Below are 21,976 nucleotides of genomic sequence, written 5' to 3'. Positions count from 1 at the left end.
TGCTTTCTTTCAAACGCAAGGATTTCAATAATTGCATCTTCAAATTCTTTATCAGTCTTTTCATTTTTGGTTACGCTAACAGTATAGCTTCGTCTTCTAACAATTTCTTGTAGAGCATCATACTTTAATTTTTCGTCAATCGTAAGTCCTAAATGTCCTGCTTCACACTCTTCTATATCGTTTGCGTTCCTAGATTCCTTATTACACTTTTCACAGATATAAGTGATATATTGTTTCTTATAATCCGTGCTCCCTTCAATTCTATTTTTGATTTGCTATTACAATTCATCTACTAATTGAAAACCTTGTATTTTTAAATCTTTTATAATGTCCTTTACTTCCTTATTTGACGTTGCCTGTATGAGAATATCTCCACCGATAACATTATATTTACCAGTCATATATACTTTCTTTTCTGTGTCAAATTTAACCTTTTCCAATGTACCGTTGCTTGTTTCTTTACCTCTAATATTTATTTTCATAATTACCCTCTTTCTGGCTTTTTAAAAAGACTATCGATTTACAATTTGATTTTAGAAATCATACTCTTCCTCGTTTGGATTGTCTTCACAGTCAGACGGAAAATAACTATCTCCACCAACATAGTTTTTACTGTTTGATAAAATTTCCCTTACTTTTATATTATCTTTATTTTTCATTGCCTTATCAATCAATTTGTAGTCCTCGTCGTTTACTTCAAAAATCACACCTAGCCTAGCCCATAATTTTTTCATATTATCAATTCCCTTCTGGTCTATAAACCGTTAAATCATGTATTTCATGTTATCTACTGTGTCCCGTGAGGCCTTCCAATTCTTTAATTTCCTCTTGAGATAAGTTGCACTCATACGTACAATGAAAATCCTCATCTTGTGGCTCACATGTACCAAAAGCATTGATCTGATCGTTCTTATCATAAAATCTACAATTTAGGCAACATAATGGTTCATGCTCATGTTTCAGCATATTTTTCTCAGTTTTATCATAACCTTCACTTCTGTCAAATCTGCAAACCTTTGAATTAAGCACCTGTAAAGTTCTCATATATTCATCAATGCTATTCAGTGAAGCGCTATCAAGCACAAGCTCCTTTGCCTTCGCTGCATTCCCAATAAGGCATAATAAACCATTGCTGATAATTTCCAGATCTTTATTTGTAAACTTCTCCATTACAATCTCCTTCTTGATTTTGAGCATAATAAAAGCAACCGGTTAAATATTCTTCGATCGCTCACCATCAAACGTGCATTTCATCCTAATATCCAGATGGATAACTTTTCATACCACCCTGAAATAAATATCCATATTTCCGTTGATCATCTAACCACTTTTCTTTAGTCGCTACCTTATCAATTATAAATTCAACGTCCTTCCCTTTTGGTAAATTATCAAATAATCTTACTGCAAGTTCCAATGCTTCTTTTTCGTCATATCCTTTTTTCTGAATAAGATTTCCAGCTTTAAGGACATTGTTATATGTTTTTCTTTTCATAAAATCAACCTCCAGATTTCTAATGAAAGACATCATTCAATTTTCCAAACATAACGACACAAGTCCTTTTCTTCTGTATTGTCTAATTCTGTAAGCCGTTCCCAATTCTTATAGTTTAAAATTCTCTGAAAATCAGAGTGGTTCTTATTCATCCCATCAGGAAGCGGTAAAGAACAATAATATTCAAATGTCAATTTATCTTTATCGAATTTAGACATATCAATTTTATTCGTCACTATGTTATCAGAAATAATATATGCCCGGTAATCTAACACAGCATGAGTTACATCTAAAATTTTCATATTCATATTAACCATATTTTCCTCCATCTTCACTTGAAATTGCGTTTTTAACCTGATTCGTCTTTTAACTGACTCTTTTAATTTCCATATAACAACCATTCATACCTTTATAGTACTGCCTCATATCATAAAGCCATTCAAAAGGTACTTTAACTGATCCATTTTCTTTTAATTCCCTCAAAACATTGCCTATGCAAAAATAGCCTTGCATCCACCCGTATCCTGACAAATATTGTGTTCTATCAAATCCGCACAATCTATCATGATATGTTATTGTATTCTTTTTCAAAAATGCAACATATTTATCCGACAAGTGAAAGTTCTCTTCTTTGTTCTTTTCTTCGTCATATTCAGAAGAAAGAAACGAATTTCCGCGAAATAATTCTAATTGCCACATTACCTCTTTCATACTGTTTAATGTTCTTGTAATACCATTAATGGCAAGCATATAATCGTTCCTTGTACCTGGTTCCCAATTCTTCTTACTGCATCTTCTACAAACATATTTGTCTGTATTAATTGTCATTTTATATTTTATCATTCTAATTCCTCCAATCATTCAAAAACGAAGGACATCACCAGATTTTCCGGTTTATGTTCTCCGTTATAAAGTGTACACAAACTATTATTGAATTCCCACGCTGAAGCTTTACCATATTCTAGGAAGCTACCACGCTTTCCATTTGCCTGAGACACTTTGTTGTCAGGTTCGCCAGGAACAACCAAATATACTGCATTGGTCTGTATTACGTTGCCTTTACGCCTCTGTCCTATAAATTCCTTTATTCTATGGTCTTTAATGATAAATTCTTTACCCTCTGCGATTGTTTTCTTTAACTGTGATAAGTTGTTTACTTCCATATTATTGGGCCTCCAATCCTCAAATGAAACTTACTTTTCATTTCTTTATGCTGTTTTATCTTCTAGCAAGTTCATGCTTCTGTCTCCATCAAACAAATAATACTTTGTGTTATTCATTACCTTGGCATACTCTTTTTCTCCCTCAAATTCGTTCACAACGGTTTTTTCTTCCGCTGTCATGTCTTTATATTTCTTCTTGCCATAAGAAGGAGGGAGCCAGCCTTTCTTCTGTGATCCAAAAATATTGAACTTTTTTAAAAGTTCAGGATTGGTAAATATAATGTGACAAGTTCCCTTTTTGTAAAATGTTATGTTGAAATACTTCAACGTGATATTTCTTGTTTCTCCATATTCTTGAGAAAACTCCAACGTTTCCTTTAGATCTATGGCCTCAGTTAATCCACCGTCAAGATAGTTGAAACATTTTTCAATATCTTGCAACTTCTCTACAATCTGATAATCGTTAATCCTGAATTGGTTCCATATTGAATCCCAACCGGATAATGGAATAATAACCTTTTCATTAATAAACCAGCTTTTATTTGTCTTCCAGCCGTTATAATAGTGAATGTTGCTAGAAGTATCTTTATCCCAATAGTGTTTATGGCTTAGTTCATCAAATAAAGCTATAATAGTATCTTCTATCCCGGTCACTACTTTCTTCTGCATCTCAATTTTTAATTCATAAATATTATACAAAGAGAAGTCATAGTCTTTTAAATCTTCAAGTCTATTATAAAAATCTTGCCGCAAGTTTCCGGTGAGCTGCCCAATAAATTTTTCATTTTGGAATAACGCTGTCCAGTATTTGCCACGTACTTCCCGGATATAGCCATTTACAGACAAACCACTTTTGTATTTGTCAGTATTTATTGACAAATCAAGATCCAGGATACATCCGCCCTTCTGAACTGTCTCGCCAGTTTTTTCATCTTTACCGAAAGAAGTCATAATATAAGGATACATAGCGTAGTATTCTTTTATCAGTTTTATGCCTGCTTCTACCTCTAATTTGTATTGCCCCACTATAGATTTAAACAAATCATTTTCAGCCAAATAGGCGCTTTCTGCTTGTTCACACTCTCTTTGTTCCTGTGCCCTTTTAAGTCCGTCAAAGATGAATGATTGTCTTTTGACCACTGGAAGCTGCACCTTTATTAAGGCAACTTCAACGCCTGTCTTTCGCTCTGCATCGGTAAATGCATTTTTTATATACTCAATATCTGAATTGTATTCCTCTAACAGCCTAGTAAGCATTATCCGATCATTATTACACTGATTTTTAAGCGTTTCAGCATTAAGTAAACAAACAATAGCACCGCCGTTCCGTTTCTGCATTTCTAAGGCTTTTAAAAGGTGCTTACAGCCATTAGAGAAAGGAGGATTCATGATTATAAGGTCATATTCTTTCATAGTCTCATAGGTTAAAAAATCATTGTGTACAAGCCGATATCCTTTACCTTTGAGAATATGACGTAAATTTTCGTCTTGCTCTACGCAATCGATGTCAAAGGAAACCTTCTGCCAACGGTCAGACATAGACTTTTCTTTTTCCTTTAATCTTTCTACTATGTCCCCTTTCCCGGCCTCTGGCTCCAAGATACTTTTGATCCTGTTAAAGTCCAAAGAAAAGAGCATCTTTTCAATAAGATGCCCTGGCGTTGGGTAAAAATCTGCATTTGATATAAACATTGTCATTCACTCCTATATAATCAATTTTTCTGCTGGATTGTACTTGAATATAAAACCGTCCTTTTGGCTGCTATGATACCCTTGTATCTTCGCAAATTTACGCTTGACTTCTGAAAAATCATCTTTAGATAATTCATTTTTGATTTTTAGTAAATAGTTGATTTTACCTGATGGACTTTTATCTTCCGTAATATCGTATTCAATGGCGGGTTTCTGTTTTTCTGGTCCCTTCTTCTCTTCTTGGTTACTTTCTGTTGGATCATCGGCCTTTGCAACCGTCTCAACGTTTAACAAAACTTCTGGATTTTCTTTAAATATAAATCCATGCTTAAAGCGTGAATAATATCCGCCTATATCGTTCATTGATTGGTTAAGCTGTTTATACTCTTCTCTGCTTAATGACTCTTTTACCTTTACAACCCAAATATTAGAATTGTCTCTTGTGTCAATGTCTTCTGAGATATCATAGGTATACGTAGTTGAAATAGTTACCCTCTGTTCTTCTCCTTCTGAGGTAGTAGTTGCGGTTTCTTTTTTCTTTGTCTCCACCTTGCTATTGCCAATGGACTTTTTAACCACCTTTTCCACTTCATATGGTGTTTTTACTTCCTTAAGTTCACACCATGAAATAGCTCCTGTTTCAATCCACTTTAAAAACCTTTCTCCAAAACTTCCCCATTTGTTATTACTTGAGGCGCTTCCGGTACACTCTTTTGTAAGTTTTCCATTGAGTTTATAAGCATAAAAATAAGATCCGTTTTCCGTTTTTCTTTCATGAATGCGGTAAACAAGACCCTTATATTTTCCATACATAAAACTGGTTTTTAGAATAAAACATTGACCCTCTTTAATTTCTCCAGTCTCCACTTCTACGGCCTTTGTTTCGTTCTTGTATTCTGTAACGATAACTTTTTCATATATAGTACCGTCACCTTCTCCAAGAAGACCTCCGCAAGTGGTATCTAGCTTATTAATAAATGTATTAAACTGATCCACTAATTTGCTTTTATTTATCATGTCGTCATAGTGGCTTTCTGCTGATTTAGTAGCCTTTTCAATGTCTGAATAATATCTATGATAAATTAAATCATCAACATTCTTTTTTATATACTCATCTTTGGACTGTTTTTTAAAGTTCTGCATATCTTTGGTGTAATTTTCATGACTGAAATATGAATCAACTTCACTATATTTCAGAATCCCGTTACCCTTTGCAATAATAATACCATCTTTTTCTATGTGCCAGTTACATTTATTCGGGTGTGCCTGGTGTCCTGGTATCATACCAACAACTACATATTTCTCTTTATTCTCTGTTGCTGCTTCTGATTTCTTCTGCAATCGTTCAATCATTACTATTGCACTTTCCGCTTCTGCTTCAGATGCGCCTCGCTCAACTGTCATTGCCTCCAGCTTCTTGATTTTGTCTGCTATGTTTCTATCATATGAAAAATCTGTATGATTGTATTTTCTAATTTCCTGTGGTTCCCTTGCTCCGTAAACGTCAACACAAAGGACATATCCGTTCTTTTCTGCAACACCGCCCCAAGTGGCAGGACAATAATAGTCTGTCATACTGTCTGACTGATCCGGTGAATAGTCATATACTTTCCAACCATCAAGTGCCATCAACCTATGGGCGATCATCACTTTAACTTCCCTATAATTATAATAATTTGACATTGTAATTACCTCCGTTTAATTATTGAATATTTTATTCCCACTATAAAAGCCACTAGACACATGATCTAATGGCTTCAAACTGGGAATAAAATATGTTATTGTAAATCCTCTAACCAAAGTAGATCATTTACTTCTGTTACAGCTTTATCTAACCTATCAATGCTGTTAGTTGCATATGATTCATTCTTTTTAATATCTTCCAATCTGATTGTTAGTAAGGCAGCTACAAAATTTATAGCTTCCTCTGCATCGGATACCGAATAACTGTTTTCCTCTAATAATTTTTGTATTTCTTTTTCCATGTTTTGCGATCCTCCATTTCCAAATGAATGAATAGTTTTAATTACATTATATTTCTCGGATAGAGAAAAATCTTCTTCTGCCTGTTTGGCTACTCTTATAGCTCTTTTCAGTAATTTTTCACACTTCAAATTTTCCTGCTTTCTCATGATGGAGTCCTCCTTTAAAATTCGGTTTTTATTTGTGTTTTATAGTCCAGCCATCACGAGTACATTTTCCATTTTTATAATCAATGTAATGGGCACCTTCTTCAATCAATGTAACACTTGCTTCATAGTCATGTTCTGGAGTTTTACTGGCTTCTTTTGCGCACTGTTTAGCGTCTTTAAGGTTCGTAAAATTACCGCCGTATTCGCCGCATACTGCCCATTTTTCTTTACGCTCTCTGCTCATATGCAAACCTCCTAGAAAATAATCGTTTTATCTGCTTACAAATTGTAAACACTCTTCTTGTGTTTCAAAACTTCTTTTTAAAAATGTTAAATGACCGATGTACATGCAAATTGTAAAACCGTCCTTAGTTCTGAATTTACTTCCCTTTTCCTCTAATATTTTATTAATTTTGTTTATCATATTTCTACCTCCCTATGAAATGGATATTTGCTTGTTAAAAGTTTAAAATAGTACCGCCTCTGTGTATCTTTTGTATTCCGGTATGTCCTGTTTCTACGTTTTCAATAACCAAAGTTTCCGATTCGATTTTGAAATTTGGCGATACGATGTTTAGTATTTCTCTACACCTTTTTGCTGACAATGTAGGCATACCTCTAAAATAAAAACTTGAATCATAAACGTATTTTACATTGTAAGTTCCGATTAACGTTTTCTTGCCTATTGTGTATATGTTTACTTTCAAAATTACACCTTCTTTCCTAGATATTCTTTCCTAACTAAAAATGGATCTGCAACTTTTTACGGTTACAAATCCTCGGCTTATGCTTTAACCTCTTCTTCAATTTTTAAGTCATGAAACATGTCGCTAGGTTCCAATTCATAATACTTGCATAAGGCAGAAAATGCTTTAATCACGCATTGCCATTCTTTTTCATCTACGTGTTGTATCCATGGCTGTTTTCCTCTGCTCTGTAAATCAATATGAAAGCCGTTCTTTAATTGCTTGTACAACTCGCTCCAGGCTTTACCTACTGTGATATGTGCGTATGCTGCCATCTTACGGACTGCAAAATTAATTCGTCCCCTATCGTCCCACGCTAGGATACCGTTTGCCAGAGCATTGTTTGACTCGTTCAGTTTTGCTATGTGACGGTTTTTAAAGTCCATCATTTTAGTGGTAGCTATCATGATTGCATCAGGGTTTCCACTTGCGTATGCCATGCCGACGGATAAGGCAAGAGTCTGTTCCTCTGTGATGTCCATTGTTTTTGTTTCATTAGAAGTCTTTTCTTCTATATTAAGTAATTGAGTGCGGATCTCCTTCGCTATGGCTGAATCTCTAAGTAGCATTCCTATGCGGAGAATTGCACGACGAGGGAAAACTTTTAATCCCCTGTTTGGAACATTAAGAATTTCACCACTTTGGAATGTGAATGTTGTCTTACCTCTGCTTTTCTCTAAACTGACATTTTGTAAGTTTAGAAAATCTTTATAACTTACAAGTCCTGTTCCGTCTTCGTCCAGTTCATCTTTGTTACGTGAATAAAGGACTTCAATGGTATTCTTCTCTACCTCGTAAAAATCCGCTACTTGCTGCGCATTTGCTAATTCAGTGCCAGGAATAAGGAGCAACTTTTTGACCTTATCCAAAATTTCCACTTTAGCAACTAATTTTTCCCGTAATTCCTTGCTTTCTAATAATTCATTTTCCTTCATATGTTTATTTCCTTTCTGCAATATTACTCACTTTAGTAAGTACTTATACAGGCGATACAATGTAAGAATATACATATAATCATCTGCATAATAGATACTAAATTTTGTTTTATACAAAGGCTTCATTTAATCGTTCTTTATATAGAATGGAAATATCGTCTATGATATCGTCTTTTTCATCAAAGAAAGATGTTTCAAATACTTCATTTGTTACAATAATAATCTGCGCCGCTTTTAAGATCGTCATAACCTCATTTTCTGAACTTAACCCCTTATTACTCAATAACCTTCTAGCTTCCCTTACCATACGATCAACCAAGCTATTGTAATATTCCATTTCCTTTTCCTCCTGTTTTTTATCAGATACTAACGCACACAAAAGCCAATGATTTCAAAATAAGAAAAGTCAATCAATGAAAGATTGTCTAGCAGAGCCTCCCGTGATGGGTAGTTGTCAAGAGCTTCCAATATTCAACTTGATTTCATACGTTCTGAATATATTTGACTACACGCAATCAGTAATAAGGATTGAGGAGTATACAATCCAAGAACCGATATATAGTGCCTAGTTTACGTGCGTGGTGTAACTGATAAAACCTATAACAAAATAGCCATATCAACGATATTTCAGGGCTTGTCATTGTGATGCCTGAATGATGTTTTAATGGCTACAAATAAATCTTAATTGCGTTATTCCGTACTAATTTGAATTACCTATAACAAATAGGATTTTGCTTTCCGTTCTCTTTGGTTGCCTACTGCTTCATAGGCTCGTTGTTCCGTCCTCTGCTTGTCCAGTCTCTTTATCTGGAAGTAATATAATTAAGTGGTGTATGCTCCCTTATGATTCCTCTGTGGGGTTATTCGCTTTATTCGCTCCCGTCAATGACCACCTTCTCACAGGTCTGCTTGTTTCTCCCATGTGACATCATTCACTAGTTAGCTAGGGTAGAAACCGTATAGTTAGGGTACACCTATTGCGCAGTTTCATATTTTTCAGGAATTATTTATCTGTCCTCATATCCCTTTGCCCTCATGCAACTATTGTCAAGGTAACAATTTCGGATAAAAGTATTTTCTCCTTAATTGATTCACCTATAACATGGTTACACTACTCCAATTGCTCCAGATAAAACCGTTATTACATATGTGCGTTGTCAGGGTTCGCTATAGCCTTACGGCCTGTCCATCACAAGCTCCGTGGACGTTTCAGTCTCTGTTGCGTGATCCGTTCATTTTGTGGCCAGTTCCACGACTGGAAAAGATATTACTTAAAGGAAATTTGTGTGCGATTGCACTTGAAAAGCGAATAAAAATGTATTAGAATGATTATACGCTTGTATATCAAGTTGTGTGAAAAGGTGGTCTGATACTTTGGTCGGTGTCTGTGACCGCCTTTTCTATTTCCTTTTGATAATACAAGTATATCATGATTTCAAATCAATGTCAACTGTTTTCTAAAGATTTTCTCTATTTTTTAGTTGTTTTTCTTTTTGCAATATAGCATAATCATCATAGGTCATATCATTGTACTGCAATATATCTCCTGGCTGACATTTCATTACTCTACAAATAGAATCGATAGTTTTTAGTGTAACCGACTCTTGCTTAGATATTTTTGTCATAGTCGCCGAAGATAAACCAGCGGCATTTTTAAGCTGTTCCCTTGTCATTCCTTGTCGGTTGAGCATATCAAGTAATTTATAGTATGTTATCATTTTAACACCTCCTGTCATTTCAGTAACATTGTACCACATTCATGGTAAATCCAACAGAATATATTAAATGAAAATAATTGATCTAATACATTTCTATTCACTTTTCAAGGTACAGTTTGCACGTTTGGAATTAACACTTGAATAAATCATAGAAATGTGATATGATATGAAACTAGTAACGTGATCACATTTTCAAGTGTGTTCCCCAAGGGTCTGACTATTGCGAGTAGTCAGGCTCTTTTTGGTTATTCCGTCCATTTTGGTGCAAGTGATCATCCACTTGTTAAACCGTCTATTTGCTTTGACGCTACAGGCTCGCCCTGATAGACTTCATAAGAAAAAGAGTGCAAAGCCGTTGATAATCTAACAGACTTTACACCCTTTGGATTTTAATATCTTTTGTATATTTGTCCTCGGTTGTCAATGTTTTCTATGTTAATGATTTTTACGTCATTATCAATTGAATAAATCACTCTTACATTTCCAACACGCATACGATATAATTCATAACCTTGCAACTTCTTAATATCTGTACCTTCAGGTAATTTTGAAATTGCCATCAGAATCATACTTTGCATTTTAGGGGTTTGTTTTTTTAGAAACTTTATAGCTGCTTTCTCAAAAATAGTCTTGTAACCACTCATAGATTAATGCCTAATTCGTTGCATAAATCATCAAACGTTACTGTTTCGCCATCGTTTAATAATTCTGCCTGTTTAATCATTTGTAAATCCCAGCTATCAGGTTCTATGGATTCCCCTGCATATGCTTTTAGTGATTCCAGCATGTCAACCACAAATACAAGTTTGCTGTCTGGTACACCATCTATTAACTGCATAATGCGTTCTTTGTTACTCATGCTATCACATCCTTTTCTGATATAGTCCTATTATATCATATGCGATAGTGTAAAGTCTATTAAATTATCAATGTGCCACTGATGGAAACAAGTATCATCACTTGTTGAGAGCCTAGTCAGGAATTGCACCCGACGGAACGCTTGTCGTTTAGACTTGTGCTATCTCGTAATAATCATAATTTGCTGGCTTATTCTGTTTTGCAAACTGAAGACATTTGCTGCTAATCTCAGATTTTGTGGCGTTTGGATTGCATTCATAATTTAAAGTTTTAACTGCCTTTTCGTTTTTGTAGTATGTGATAATATGTTTCATAGGTGATTATCTCGCTTTCATTATTTCTCTTATTTCTCTTAACTTGATACAAGTATATCACATTGCTTTATGTTTGTAAATAGTTTTATTTACATTTTTATTAAATAATTTTATGTCGTGGCATTGTACAAAAGTTTGCATTATTTTAGGTAAACATATATAATGATAAATATAAATAAATTTGATATAATAATATACCGCTATAACGGAGGTAAAAGTATGTTGCAATTTATAAGTAGTGGACAATTCATAATTGATTATCGCATGTACCTATTAACAAATGGCATTAGTAACGCTCATGTAGCTAGAATGATGGGAATAAGCCCCCAACAACTACAAAATGTATTTAAGAAGAAAGAACTTACTGTAACCGATGTACAATTGCTTTGTGCTGCAATCAACTATAAATGTGACCTTGTTATTAGAGAGCGAAACAAAGACACGGATCATATGATTGATGTACCACATGATAACAGCAACAAAGATATTGATGGCATAGTAAAAGACTTTCTTAATCTTGATGACGATGACGTAATTATGTAAAAGCCATAACACTAGTACGTATGTTCTTTGTCTGTGAGTTCAATAATAGTATGTATGTTCGACTTTGTCAAGTAAGAAATATGGAATAAACTGTATATTTTTTGGTTACTATTGGATATCATGTCGCTGATATTGATATGGTATGATGGAATGTGTCGGAATATGACTGATTGATATAGATTAATTATTGATGGGATATGATGGTGTTGCATTGATTGTACGTGTTGTTATTTGGCTCATATACAGCTTGTAATGGCATGAATGATAAAGTGTAAGGGTATGCGATTACGATGAGAAATTAAGCGTTTAAATGTGTTGTGGAGTGTATGATAATATGATGGCCGAGTGGTAAAATGAATAAGGTATAATCATGTAAATTCTAAGAAACCTTGATATGACACAATGGTATCTTTTTTATACTAAGTATATTTTATATAGTTATTATCTTTTTTACACTTACTATCTTTTATGCAGTTAGTATTGTTTATATACCATGAAACAAAGATGTTAGGGTTGATATGATACTAAGTATATTATAGTAAGTTAGTATATAAATTATAGTTAGTATCTTTTTATATTATTGTTAATATTACACTTGTAGTATTTAATTACAACGAACCTTGCCAAACTTACTAGCTATATCAGACTTGACGATACCTGGTCGCATAAAGGCATCGTAACCACCGCCCCTTTACCTGCTACAGTAATTCATTTATCCATCATTGCGCCATCATAATTATCTGTCAATATCAATTTCATTCATACAATTAGCTACAATTCTATAATCATATCATTCGCTTGTACAATATGCATATATTTAACCATTGCAAACTATGCACTATTTTTACTATCATTGCACTAAACAAGAGTTTAACGCAGACATATATAGTGGTATACATTGAACATGTAATTATGCCCTATTACGCATAGGTTAACATGCCTATTTGTTGTATATTATTTCATTACCCATGACCGGGGTATATTTACATTTTGAGACTGTTTTTACGTGTCGGAATACCGCATATCAGTTCTACTCACACATCAAGTTGAAATTTCAACCTCTTTTATCATAAAATCCCCACATATTACAACTACAATTAATCAAATTATCAGATACAATAAAATCATCATAATTTCATGTCTCAACTACATTACCACCCTGTACACTATCTAATTGTCTATACAATTTCCAAAATCACACAAAATGAGTTCGTTAGTGAGTTCGAAGGAATACATATAAAATAAGGCCAAATTGAATTTACAGACAATTCAAAATCAGCACTTTCCCCTCTCTGAAGTCAAGCAAACCCTTATAAAATAAGCATCTTTACGAACTCACCCCTATTTTCACAAAACCCATATCTCCGATCACTACTCTCTTACTACTCCCACACCCAACAAACCATTACAGGATAAGCATTTGTTTCCTATATAATGCAAAAAATAATCCTATCTGCCGAACTCACCATTTTCACATCTTATAATTTTACCTAACCAATTGTTTGAAAATATAATTACAAATAAATAAAGAAAACTATTGACATCATAATCCGTAAGTGTTATGATTCATACAAGCAAATAAAGAAAACCATAATCACACTACAAGGAGGATTTAAATGAAGATTATTAGATTCACTAACCTGTTACATATCAGAAGTAATTTGAAATTACAGACCTTACAGAAAAAAGCAATACCTCTATCCAAGATCACTATTCCACCAGAAATGTTATCTCACCCACCTAGAGTAGATAACCTAGCAGCAAAGTATACATATTACATTCGTACCGGTGACTTCTTATCTCCTATCGTTGTTGACAAGAAGAATACTCTAACAGATGGCTACATTACATATCTGATTGCCAAGATGATGGGATACAAAACTGTAGAAGTGAAATTTATATAAGGGATAAATTTACATATGCAGAATTATTACAGTAGAGATGGTACTTACCAGAAATGTAGTACCAGAGAAAAAGAATCCTCGATTCAACTCTATGCAATAGAGTGAATGTTAAATAGTTATATATTGTTATTATTATATATTGTTATTGACTGACAACTGGGTACCTGAAACCATACCCTACACTCTACACGATGGTATAGTCGTGAGGTACCTAGCTGTCACTATGGTGAAAGAAAGGAGCTGCTTATTAAGATATTTTTACCGGAGAAATTATCTCGTTCTCCAACTGTAACTGATTATGAAATACTTGTTTATTGTTATCTGAAGATATTAATGCCAATAGCTGAAATGGAGCATTACTATATCAGCATCGATTCTCTCCTATTTGCAATATATCATGATAACCAAGTAGGACTGAAAATTCGAAAAAAGATATATATGGCTGCAAATTCGCTGTTAGAAAATAAGTATGTGATTGGAGAAAAAATATCTAAAGATTCATATATTCTTAACTGCGACTCTCTAAACGTAAATACAACCAATGAAAAATATACAGTTTTGAAAATTAGTGAAATGCGTAAGATCATGGAATCACAGTACAAAAATAAATTGCAGGTATTCAGATATTACATATATTTAATGGATTCAATAAATAGCAAAATAACCATATTCCTAGAAAGTGGGGAATCTAAGTGTAACGTGGTTGGTCATCAGACTCAGGATTATCTATCTACTATTAGCGGATTATCAACCAGAACAATTATGAGATATAACACTATTTTGGAAGACTTATGCGTAATTTACGTAAGTCGCGCTGATGATTTCGTGATAAATGATAAAGGAGAAATATCGCAGTTGCCAAATGTTTACGGCAGGTATATGGATAAAGACTACATTAAAAAATATTCCAAAGATTATATGCTTTATAAAAACGGTCATAGGCAGGTTAAAGAAAAGAAATTAGAAGCTAATGATAACCGTAAACTAGCCCAAAAGTACTATTGGCTCTGTAAAGGAACTAAATACCCTGACGAAGAAATCGTCAAGATTTACAATTATGTTAAACAGAATAATAAAAAATATGAAGCACTATACGATAAAGAAGGTTATGAAGATTATTTAAACAAGATCAAGGACTTATCAGTATTTGATAATTATGACTTTTTGGAAAGGAAGGAATGACTATGAATACTATCGTAAAAATAATAGAAAGTAAAAGGAGAATTAGGTATTGGAGATTAACAGCAGAAAAGGATTAGATGAGTTTTTTAGAAATCCGGTGAGTCATCGTACTACCGGTAAGGGAATAAATAGATATGTAATTTCTATGAAGGAGGCAAGAAAACCATGTGTAGACTATCTTGAATATTTAAAGACGTTTATTGTCTTAAATTCAAATGGATCAAAGTGTACAAAATTGAATCTCTACGCTAATGATGTTGTTAATGAATGCTTATGGAATTTACATAATGGGTCAATAGGATATTTGTTTACGGAGGAACAGCTTCATGAACTAATAAGGATTTACGGATTTAATATTGTTTTAGATAGACAAGACGGCATTTGGTACTTGTCAGCAAAATAACAAATAATGATAATTGCGAGGAGAATCATAAAATGAGTGACGTAATAAAATCATACTTAAATACATACAAGTATCGGGATTCTAATGGGAATATATTGTGTGACATTATTGTAATCTATAGATCATCTGATACTGATAAAAGCAAATATAGAATTGAAGTAGAACTTCGGGAATATGCTGACACTCCATACCAAGCGCATCAGGAATTTAGATGGCCGGTTTCTACTCAGGAAATTGCAAGCCGTGATGTCACAATTAGCTACGATGTAGATAGGCTTGTCAATAGAATGATTGAAACAAGATTTTTAGATAGATACATAAAGGAACTAGATAATGGTATTGCTCTGACTATAGAGTGGATGAAAGAAATTGCGTAGAGTTACAAAGGGAGGGATTATTTGAAAAACAACTATAACGATCTGCCACAGCTTATCGTTGCTTTAGATAACAAAGATGATACTGCAAACTATGTACATATTAATGATGTTAGAGACGACAGAATTTACTACTGCCCCTGTTGCAAAGGCGTTGTAAAACCAAGGGCGTACAAAAAAGAAAACGAATATCTTGTTCAGCCGCATTTCTATCATGAATCTGGAGGGTGTTCAGAAGAAAGCTTTGTTCACTATATTTGTAAAACATGGCTATTTGAAAATAGTAGCGTTTTTATAGTTGATGGTGACACCTTTACAGTATCAGGTATTGAAACTGAAAAAACATTACATACTTCATTTGGAGATTACCGACCAGACATCATTGTGGAAACTAAAGATGGGAAAACATTTTTTGTTGAAATAGCATATTCCAACAAAAAGTCAGCTCACTACATTCCTGTTTGGGATGAACTGGGTAACGATGTGATTGAAATCAACGCAAGAGAATTTATAAATCAAAAGCACAACAATGATATCCCTGAATTTAAAGTGATTTATTCAGATGGGGAGTGTTTTATAAAGTCATACACGAAAAATGATTATGACAGTACCATTGCAAGGCGAAAGCTAGAATGGAAGCGACAAGATAAACTAAATTATAAGATGCAATGGGAAAAATTGGATTGGTTCTGGAATGTATTGTGTCAATATAAAAGCGATAATGTCTCTGAAAACGATGTAGTGTCTGCTTTTAATTCAATGGACTATGCTGACCAGGTATGGTGCTATAAAAATCTAAAAAACAAGACATGCACATCTTTTAAAGATCAGTTTAAGGAAATTATAAATAAGCAATTTTTTGACATTTTAACGCTCTTACAAAATGATAACGACGACATTCCCGGTATCGAAGTGTCTTGCTCCCATGTATCGCCTTTAATATATGAGGTGAATTTCAAAAGTGCTATAAAATATCTAGACTATACTTGTTTTGAAAGAGTTTTTTATAGAATTAAAGTGGAACAGGGGTTACTTATTAAAAAGGACTTTCAAAATGCTATTGATTTACTAAAATGCAAGACCGAAGCTTCATCAAAAAAGATAAGAGCATTGGAAACTATTAGTAACTTTGAATATATTAAGTTAATAGCACCACGAAGCCATTGGTCTGTAAGTAATTATCCTTTTAGTGAATTGATCTTTAATATTACTTTTCATGACTACATACACAGCCCTTACATAAAAGAAGAAATTGGACGAGTTGAGTTGCAGTTATGTCATATAAATTCAGCCGTGATAGAAAGATATTATGAAGAATACAAAAGTGCCGCATTTCTGAATTTTAAAAATGAGCAGATAAAAACAGCACTGATGAACAATTCTGGATATCGAAAAGCTATAAGCAAGTTGGAAGCAATGTGCACGAATAACGACAGTATAAAAATAAGAGTATCGTCTGATTTTAGAAAAATTTGGCTATTATATGATTATTTAGAAATGGAAACATATGATTACGATGCTAATCATGATTTCAACAAACTGGATGAAATAATCTCTGAAAGATTTTGTAACAAAATAAAATATATATATCGTATTGAAAAAATCGTTAGCTATTTATGCGATATGGTTAACTCATGTAAAAATAAATGCTGGAAAATTGAAGGTGATACATTATTTTGTAAGCGTTTGTTTTTATTAGACAATACATATTTAATAAACTTTGCTCCAAATGGAGTGCCAGTTGACGCTGATGAAAAATATTTTAAAGACATTTTACTTAAGTCGATGAACGAATTAGCATATGGCATAAATGGAGACATTAGATTAATGGAGGAATAATATTGCAGTCAAAAAGAAATTGTATTTATATACCAAGCGTTGATGCGAAGGATTTGTTCCTTGCAAACAATTTTTTAGACGAAAAGAAAAATAAAATAGGCTATAGATTATTGACAAAGAAGGGTGATGTGAATTTCAATCGGTTTATTAACTCACTGGATTTTAGCCTTGATAGTGAAAAAATAAGAGAGATTGTAAGTCGCATTTACGATAAAAGCGATACATTCACTTTTACACACAATGGGAAAGAATTTACTGATAAAATTATAAATGTAACTTTTAAGTATAGTAGCAAAGATTTTAATAAGGTCAAAGCCAATACATATGTTATGGATGGATATTTACTAGACGATCTTCATTTTACAGACAATATAGCCTTAGATGATGGCGTTATAGTAGGAGTTGTAGCTCTCACTCCCACCAGAGAAATCACCCGTTTCGAGCTACCAGATGGTTTTAATTTTGAAGAAGATAGGTATGGAAATCAAGTATATACCGTCAAAACAGTGCAAGTCTCATATACAAAAAAAGAACTAAGAGATTACCTATATGAAAATGGATTTAATTGTAATGGCACACATTATATTCGTTTAAAAAGGACATCTGGATCATCGAGAGTCGGAAAGTGTCTATTTGTAGACGAAAGACTATACGCAGACATTCACGAATGGGATCTATGTGGACTTGATATTAATGAAGGAGATTTGATTGATTTAGCCGCCTTCGAGTCTTATATATCATTGCCAACAAGCAGTGCTATAGACTTACTCACGATAGATCATAAAAATATATTAATAATCCCAGATTACGATAGCGTATTTTCTGAAGATTCTATTATCGTAGAAATGGACGATGAAAAGAAGATATCGGTGCAAGAAGGTAGTGTTGAGATATCCAACTCAATATTCGATGGACAGTCTTTGATAGATATCAGTCTTCTTGGTGACTATTCAAAATATGGAATGGTTCTTTTGAGAAATAGATTTTTTAAATCATGCTGTTTTAATACAAATATACAAAAATGGTTTGAAGATAATAACATTACCAATATTTCGCAACTACATAAAGATAGTATTACACTTGCAAGAGATATTCGCGACATAAAACTTATTACAACTCCAAATAGCATAAAATACATAAAATTTGCTCCTATCGAGCAATGGCTTAATAATATAGACTCTACATTTAGCATAGTAAAGCATGAAAAAAAGACACACTTCTTTGATGGCAGGATGGTTCAAACTCATTACCAGTTATTAAATACACTACAGCTATCATCAGATGAGGTGCATACGCTGCTAAAGCCGTCTCTGGAATATGTAAATCTGTTAAATACAGATAGTGATGTTTTAAAATATCATGTTAAGTGTGCGGTAGACGATGGAGAAGAATTGAGCAATGTATTTAAAGATAAGAATGATATTATTTACACTATGATGAATCTTTCAGATACATTTTATGACACTAAATATTATTATGATTTTAAAAAGGAAACATGCAAAGCTTACTTAAAAAATATTAAAAAAGGCCATATTTTAATTGATGGTAATTATTCTGTATTATTTGGAAATCCATTTGAAATGTTGCTCCATAGTATCGGGAAATTTGACGGAACTACATCTCTCCCATCTGGACATATCCATACCACTCGATATAAGTATGGTAAAAAAGTCTTAGGTTGCCGTAGCCCACATATATCAACATCGAATATTTTGGTATCAACCAACATGCAGCATGATCTAATTGATAAATACTTTAATTTAACAGATGAAATTGTTTGTATTAACTCTATCGGAGAAAATATCTTAGAACGATTAAGCGGAGCTGACTTCGATTCCGATCAGATGATAATAACCGACAATGAGATATTAATTGATGCTGCCTTAAAGAATTACGATTTTTTCAAGGTTCCAGCCAATCGTGTCACCGCCAAGAAATCTCAAAGACACTACACAAATGCAGATAAGGCGGACTTGGATTACAAAACAAGCGAAAACAAAATCGGTGAGATAGTCAATTTATCCCAGGAATTAAATACTTTGATGTGGGATTACATAAATAGATCCAGAAAATCTTTAGCCGAATGCTATAAAGACATTGAAGAGATATATCACGATATCTGTATTCTAAATGTATTGTCATGTATTGAAATTGATAAAGCGAAAAAGGAATTTGATATTTCTTCTGTAAGAGAACTTAAGACGATAAAAGACAAGTGGGATAGACGTACATTTAATAACAAAGCAATAAAACCAGCTTTTATAGGGTTTATAGCTCAGACCAAGGGATATCGGAATCCTGATAAAAAGAAATATAACTATCACCAAACAGCAATGGATTATTTATTGAAAGAAGTTAATAGATATCGTTCAGATAAAACAAAAGGAAGCGATTTTACTCCATTATCATCGTGTTTTAGGTTTGGTGATTTCAGTCAAAATTCAGTAAACAAAAAACAGCTCAATAAAATTGTGAAAATGTGCGAGTCTACTAATTCTTCAATTAATGCTATATGGTCGAAAGAATACTATGCTCCATCTGAAAAGTTTCTATTAACTGATCGATATAGGGAATCATTAGTATACGATATCAGTAAATTGAAAATTAACAAACATACGATGCTATCCTTGATAGAATATGTAGACATGAAAAAGTATTCACATATTTCGAAGTTATTATTTTATGCACTATTTAACTATGAGAACGATGTCTTGACAGAAATAATGTATGAACTAACACCATCAAATACATACATAGAAGAATCAAACGAGGGAGATATTGATATCTTTAATATAAAATTTAAAAGATACGGAGGTAAATTATTTGAATAAAAGCGAATTTGTGAAAGAAGTTGCAAAGAGGTGCATGTTATCTGATTATGCTGTAGAAGAAGTTTTTAATACTTCTTCTAGTTTGACAGCAGAGAAACTCATCTGCGGAGAAGAAGTTGAAATTCCCAAGCTTGGAAGATTTACTTTGGTTGAACGAAAACCTATGCAGGGCAAAAACTTATTTGGAAATCCAGAATTAAATTTAGAAAAATGTATTTATCCTACTTTTAAAATTGCAACCGGAATTAAAAATAGAATTAAAAATGGATGCAAGTATCAAAAGGCTTGTAGATAAGGCATTGTTGAGATGAAAAGTTACTTTTTTCAATTTTAACCTATCATTTTTTCGCGGAACTCTTCCGTAAGAGGTATGGGAAACTTCCATTAATTTCAAAGAAAAATTATAAGGGAACCCTAGGTAAGAGAGAAAAGAAAATCAAAAAATAAATAAGAATAGCTCATAATTCAACTTATTCTCATAAAGTCGTTGATTGACTTACATTCGGCAAGTTGGTTAACGACACCTCCTCGAAATAAGTCGGTACAGAGACTTTAAACCTGTGCCAGCGGAAAGGAAAATCCTAAACCAATACTTAGAAAATACCCGTTTGCTTGGGTTATTTATTATAGTGGTTCAACAAAACCCACTTTTCATACTTTAAAGTAGTGCTTGGCGTGGAATTTAGTATGAATAACAAAAGTTGTAACGATTGACCGCAATAAGTGTCATTAAAAATTGCAGTTTTACGAGCTGTAGTCTACCAGAATAGAACATTTCATGGAGGCATTGATTAAAAATTACGGAATTTAACTCAGTCAGGTTAGAGTACCCGGCTTATATCCGGTTAGTCGTGGGTTCGAATCTTACAATTCCGATTGTCTTCTATACATGAAGACAGGAGTAGTGGAGTTTAGTATACTTCACTATAGAAACAGTGCAAAACTCAAACATGTGACAAACACAGTGTGTCTCCGCGGACATACAAAGTGAGGAACATCAAACCAAATATTCATCCGACCAATGGATATTTCAATCGTCAATATGGTATGGATATAATTTAGTGTGCATGATTCCATACAAAATCTTTTGATTCAAGTGGTACGAAACCTTGTGAGTTTGCACAGCGAAACCAAGTACTTGAATTATAATCCTGGAAGATTATGAGCGTGCTAAAATAGCGGTGGGTACCACCAACTATCGACGCTTGGCGTTTATAAGGAAACTTTGCTAGAATAATTCGGACGGCTCCGAAACCAGCCTTGAAAGCAGTGTGTGTTTATCAGCATGGGGATCGACACCTCATTCTAGTGCTACTCTCCTCTCCGGAGAAATTTAAAACGAAAGCGAGTGAAATATAATTTTACCAATAAGTAAGAAGGAAGCTAAGTTGTTAGAATCTCAAGGTTTCAGATATTCTGACCACAAAAACTATTACGAAGCAGACTTATGTCATTCTGCAAACAAGCGTCACAGAAGCTATTATGCTGCTCCTAAAGTAGCTATCTTGGAAGCGTTAAAAGCCATTCGTGGCGACTAAATGGTATGGGTGAAGAATACCGTGGTTTCATAATACAACGCACAGAAACAGGCTTTAGAGTGTGTAGAAGCGATGATAATGAATCTCACATACATTTCAAAAACTATTACGCTGCCAAAAGATTAATTGACAATGTGGTAGATGAAAAAATACCTCGTAGAGTGGGTAATTACTACTTGTCATGCATTGCAAAATTAACCGTAAATGAAAAATATAAAGTAAAAGTAGAACAACTTCTTGAAGTCAGGAAAAGAAAATCTCACCAGAGATATTTCAATCCGCACAAGAAGTCTTATTAATTTGGAGGGAAAT

The 21,976-nt window shown here is 33.5% G+C and carries 27 protein-coding genes and 1 tRNA gene; 10 read left to right on the top strand and 18 right to left on the bottom strand.

All coding sequences use genetic code 11. From position 1 onward, the window contains the following. Positions 1-278: 278 nt before the first annotated feature. From BMW45_RS15055 to BMW45_RS14980, 18 genes are all read right to left on the bottom strand, one after another. Positions 279-482 carry a hypothetical protein gene (locus BMW45_RS15055; protein ID WP_092245198.1) on the bottom strand — a complete coding sequence of 68 codons (204 nt, stop codon included), beginning with the start codon at positions 480-482 and terminating at the stop codon, positions 279-281. Positions 483-533: 51 nt separating this feature from the next. Next, the gene (locus BMW45_RS15050; protein ID WP_092245195.1) at positions 534-734 is read right to left on the bottom strand and encodes a hypothetical protein; all 201 of its coding nucleotides are present in this window, start codon (positions 732-734) and stop codon (positions 534-536) included. 49 nt (positions 735-783) lie between these two features. After that, positions 784-1,170 (bottom strand): hypothetical protein, encoded by a 387-nt coding sequence (locus tag BMW45_RS15045; protein ID WP_092245192.1) that lies wholly within the window; start codon positions 1,168-1,170, stop codon positions 784-786. Positions 1,171-1,255: 85 nt separating this feature from the next. Continuing rightward, positions 1,256-1,492 (bottom strand): hypothetical protein, encoded by a 237-nt coding sequence (locus BMW45_RS15040; protein WP_143057045.1) that lies wholly within the window; start codon positions 1,490-1,492, stop codon positions 1,256-1,258. Positions 1,493-1,524: 32 nt separating this feature from the next. Further along, complete coding sequence (locus BMW45_RS15035; protein ID WP_092245186.1) at positions 1,525-1,809, bottom strand: hypothetical protein; 285 nt, start codon at positions 1,807-1,809, stop codon at positions 1,525-1,527. 49 nt (positions 1,810-1,858) lie between these two features. Further along, positions 1,859-2,335 carry a hypothetical protein gene (locus BMW45_RS15030; RefSeq protein ID WP_092245183.1) on the bottom strand — a complete coding sequence of 159 codons (477 nt, stop codon included), beginning with the start codon at positions 2,333-2,335 and terminating at the stop codon, positions 1,859-1,861. A 14-nt stretch (positions 2,336-2,349) separates the two neighbouring features. Beyond that, the gene (locus BMW45_RS15025) at positions 2,350-2,655 is read right to left on the bottom strand and encodes a hypothetical protein (protein WP_092245180.1); all 306 of its coding nucleotides are present in this window, start codon (positions 2,653-2,655) and stop codon (positions 2,350-2,352) included. Positions 2,656-2,700: 45 nt separating this feature from the next. Next, the gene (locus BMW45_RS15020) at positions 2,701-4,347 is read right to left on the bottom strand and encodes a class I SAM-dependent methyltransferase (RefSeq protein WP_092245177.1); all 1,647 of its coding nucleotides are present in this window, start codon (positions 4,345-4,347) and stop codon (positions 2,701-2,703) included. A gap of 12 nt (positions 4,348-4,359) precedes the next feature. Beyond that, positions 4,360-6,030 (bottom strand): DUF2786 domain-containing protein, encoded by a 1,671-nt coding sequence (locus BMW45_RS15015; RefSeq protein ID WP_092245174.1) that lies wholly within the window; start codon positions 6,028-6,030, stop codon positions 4,360-4,362. A 95-nt stretch (positions 6,031-6,125) separates the two neighbouring features. After that, positions 6,126-6,479, bottom strand: coding sequence for a hypothetical protein (locus BMW45_RS15010; protein ID WP_092245171.1), 354 nt, complete (start codon positions 6,477-6,479; stop codon positions 6,126-6,128). A 28-nt stretch (positions 6,480-6,507) separates the two neighbouring features. Next, complete coding sequence (locus BMW45_RS15005; protein ID WP_092245168.1) at positions 6,508-6,723, bottom strand: hypothetical protein; 216 nt, start codon at positions 6,721-6,723, stop codon at positions 6,508-6,510. 27 nt (positions 6,724-6,750) lie between these two features. Next, positions 6,751-6,903, bottom strand: a complete 153-nt coding sequence (locus tag BMW45_RS27870; protein ID WP_166433365.1) for a hypothetical protein — start codon at positions 6,901-6,903, stop codon at positions 6,751-6,753. Between the two features lie 34 nt (positions 6,904-6,937). Further along, a complete protein-coding gene (locus tag BMW45_RS27510) occupies positions 6,938-7,186 on the bottom strand; it encodes a hypothetical protein (protein ID WP_143057044.1) in 249 nt (82 codons plus the stop codon). Positions 7,187-7,263: 77 nt separating this feature from the next. Next, on the bottom strand, positions 7,264-8,160 hold the full coding sequence (locus BMW45_RS15000; protein WP_242883045.1) for a hypothetical protein: 897 nt from the start codon (positions 8,158-8,160) through the stop codon (positions 7,264-7,266). Between the two features lie 109 nt (positions 8,161-8,269). After that, positions 8,270-8,497, bottom strand: coding sequence for a hypothetical protein (locus BMW45_RS14995; RefSeq protein ID WP_092245162.1), 228 nt, complete (start codon positions 8,495-8,497; stop codon positions 8,270-8,272). A gap of 1,120 nt (positions 8,498-9,617) precedes the next feature. Next, on the bottom strand, positions 9,618-9,878 hold the full coding sequence (locus BMW45_RS14990) for a helix-turn-helix domain-containing protein (RefSeq protein ID WP_025234114.1): 261 nt from the start codon (positions 9,876-9,878) through the stop codon (positions 9,618-9,620). A 389-nt stretch (positions 9,879-10,267) separates the two neighbouring features. After that, the gene (locus BMW45_RS14985; protein WP_092245160.1) at positions 10,268-10,522 is read right to left on the bottom strand and encodes a type II toxin-antitoxin system RelE family toxin; all 255 of its coding nucleotides are present in this window, start codon (positions 10,520-10,522) and stop codon (positions 10,268-10,270) included. Beyond that, entirely contained in the window at positions 10,519-10,737 is a 219-nt protein-coding gene (locus tag BMW45_RS14980; protein WP_092245157.1) for a hypothetical protein, read from the bottom strand. The genes BMW45_RS14985 and BMW45_RS14980 overlap by 4 nt, the downstream gene beginning before the upstream one ends. A 532-nt stretch (positions 10,738-11,269) precedes the next feature. Here BMW45_RS14980 and BMW45_RS14975 point away from each other — a divergent pair. The 10 genes from BMW45_RS14975 (at position 11,270) to BMW45_RS14930 (ending at position 21,963) form a co-directional block, all read left to right on the top strand. Continuing rightward, complete coding sequence (locus BMW45_RS14975) at positions 11,270-11,593, top strand: helix-turn-helix domain-containing protein (RefSeq protein WP_092245154.1); 324 nt, start codon at positions 11,270-11,272, stop codon at positions 11,591-11,593. A gap of 1,616 nt (positions 11,594-13,209) precedes the next feature. Next, positions 13,210-13,497 (top strand): ParB N-terminal domain-containing protein, encoded by a 288-nt coding sequence (locus tag BMW45_RS14970; RefSeq protein ID WP_092245151.1) that lies wholly within the window; start codon positions 13,210-13,212, stop codon positions 13,495-13,497. Positions 13,498-13,830: 333 nt separating this feature from the next. After that, entirely contained in the window at positions 13,831-14,679 is an 849-nt protein-coding gene (locus BMW45_RS14965; RefSeq protein WP_092245148.1) for a hypothetical protein, read from the top strand. Positions 14,680-14,728: 49 nt separating this feature from the next. After that, complete coding sequence (locus BMW45_RS14960; protein ID WP_092245145.1) at positions 14,729-15,082, top strand: hypothetical protein; 354 nt, start codon at positions 14,729-14,731, stop codon at positions 15,080-15,082. Between the two features lie 32 nt (positions 15,083-15,114). Continuing rightward, a complete protein-coding gene (locus tag BMW45_RS14955) occupies positions 15,115-15,459 on the top strand; it encodes a hypothetical protein (protein WP_092245142.1) in 345 nt (114 codons plus the stop codon). Positions 15,460-15,480: 21 nt separating this feature from the next. Continuing rightward, complete coding sequence (locus BMW45_RS14950; RefSeq protein WP_092245139.1) at positions 15,481-17,295, top strand: competence protein CoiA family protein; 1,815 nt, start codon at positions 15,481-15,483, stop codon at positions 17,293-17,295. 2 nt (positions 17,296-17,297) lie between these two features. Beyond that, on the top strand, positions 17,298-20,126 hold the full coding sequence (locus tag BMW45_RS14945; protein ID WP_092245136.1) for a hypothetical protein: 2,829 nt from the start codon (positions 17,298-17,300) through the stop codon (positions 20,124-20,126). Continuing rightward, the gene (locus BMW45_RS14940; RefSeq protein WP_092245133.1) at positions 20,119-20,421 is read left to right on the top strand and encodes an HU family DNA-binding protein; all 303 of its coding nucleotides are present in this window, start codon (positions 20,119-20,121) and stop codon (positions 20,419-20,421) included. The genes BMW45_RS14945 and BMW45_RS14940 overlap by 8 nt, the downstream gene beginning before the upstream one ends. 506 nt (positions 20,422-20,927) lie before the next feature. Then, positions 20,928-21,002 (top strand) — tRNA-Ile (locus BMW45_RS14935). Between the two features lie 667 nt (positions 21,003-21,669). Continuing rightward, positions 21,670-21,963 (top strand): hypothetical protein, encoded by a 294-nt coding sequence (locus BMW45_RS14930; protein ID WP_092245130.1) that lies wholly within the window; start codon positions 21,670-21,672, stop codon positions 21,961-21,963. Positions 21,964-21,976: the final 13 nt, after the last annotated feature.

Source organism: Lacrimispora sphenoides, from assembly GCF_900105215.1.
In the GTDB taxonomy this organism is placed as follows: domain Bacteria; phylum Bacillota; class Clostridia; order Lachnospirales; family Lachnospiraceae; genus Lacrimispora; species Lacrimispora sphenoides_A.
The sequence above is the reverse complement of the archived record's forward strand: the minus strand, read 5'-3'. Positions and strand labels throughout refer to the sequence as shown.

Excerpts from the sequence above, each read along its gene's own strand:
- BMW45_RS15055 (WP_092245198.1), bottom strand. The coding sequence starts at position 482 with ATGAAAATAAATATTAGAGGTAAAGAAACAAGCAACGGTACATTGGAA.
- BMW45_RS15050 (WP_092245195.1), bottom strand. The coding sequence starts at position 734 with ATGAAAAAATTATGGGCTAGGCTAGGTGTGATTTTTGAAGTAAACGAC.
- BMW45_RS15045 (WP_092245192.1), bottom strand. The coding sequence starts at position 1,170 with ATGGAGAAGTTTACAAATAAAGATCTGGAAATTATCAGCAATGGTTTA.
- BMW45_RS15040 (WP_143057045.1), bottom strand. The coding sequence starts at position 1,492 with ATGAAAAGAAAAACATATAACAATGTCCTTAAAGCTGGAAATCTTATT.
- BMW45_RS15035 (WP_092245186.1), bottom strand. The coding sequence starts at position 1,809 with ATGGTTAATATGAATATGAAAATTTTAGATGTAACTCATGCTGTGTTA.
- BMW45_RS15030 (WP_092245183.1), bottom strand. The coding sequence starts at position 2,335 with ATGATAAAATATAAAATGACAATTAATACAGACAAATATGTTTGTAGA.
- BMW45_RS15025 (WP_092245180.1), bottom strand. The coding sequence starts at position 2,655 with ATGGAAGTAAACAACTTATCACAGTTAAAGAAAACAATCGCAGAGGGT.
- BMW45_RS15020 (WP_092245177.1), bottom strand. The coding sequence starts at position 4,347 with ATGTTTATATCAAATGCAGATTTTTACCCAACGCCAGGGCATCTTATT.
- BMW45_RS15015 (WP_092245174.1), bottom strand. The coding sequence starts at position 6,030 with ATGTCAAATTATTATAATTATAGGGAAGTTAAAGTGATGATCGCCCAT.
- BMW45_RS15010 (WP_092245171.1), bottom strand. The coding sequence starts at position 6,479 with ATGAGAAAGCAGGAAAATTTGAAGTGTGAAAAATTACTGAAAAGAGCT.
- BMW45_RS15005 (WP_092245168.1), bottom strand. The coding sequence starts at position 6,723 with ATGAGCAGAGAGCGTAAAGAAAAATGGGCAGTATGCGGCGAATACGGC.
- BMW45_RS27870 (WP_166433365.1), bottom strand. The coding sequence starts at position 6,903 with ATGATAAACAAAATTAATAAAATATTAGAGGAAAAGGGAAGTAAATTC.
- BMW45_RS15000 (WP_242883045.1), bottom strand. The coding sequence starts at position 8,160 with ATGAAGGAAAATGAATTATTAGAAAGCAAGGAATTACGGGAAAAATTA.
- BMW45_RS14995 (WP_092245162.1), bottom strand. The coding sequence starts at position 8,497 with ATGGAATATTACAATAGCTTGGTTGATCGTATGGTAAGGGAAGCTAGA.
- BMW45_RS14990 (WP_025234114.1), bottom strand. The coding sequence starts at position 9,878 with ATGATAACATACTATAAATTACTTGATATGCTCAACCGACAAGGAATG.
- BMW45_RS14985 (WP_092245160.1), bottom strand. The coding sequence starts at position 10,522 with ATGAGTGGTTACAAGACTATTTTTGAGAAAGCAGCTATAAAGTTTCTA.
- BMW45_RS14980 (WP_092245157.1), bottom strand. The coding sequence starts at position 10,737 with ATGAGTAACAAAGAACGCATTATGCAGTTAATAGATGGTGTACCAGAC.
- BMW45_RS14975 (WP_092245154.1), top strand. The coding sequence starts at position 11,270 with ATGTTGCAATTTATAAGTAGTGGACAATTCATAATTGATTATCGCATG.
- BMW45_RS14970 (WP_092245151.1), top strand. The coding sequence starts at position 13,210 with ATGAAGATTATTAGATTCACTAACCTGTTACATATCAGAAGTAATTTG.
- BMW45_RS14965 (WP_092245148.1), top strand. The coding sequence starts at position 13,831 with ATGCCAATAGCTGAAATGGAGCATTACTATATCAGCATCGATTCTCTC.
- BMW45_RS14955 (WP_092245142.1), top strand. The coding sequence starts at position 15,115 with ATGAGTGACGTAATAAAATCATACTTAAATACATACAAGTATCGGGAT.
- BMW45_RS14930 (WP_092245130.1), top strand. The coding sequence starts at position 21,670 with ATGGGTGAAGAATACCGTGGTTTCATAATACAACGCACAGAAACAGGC.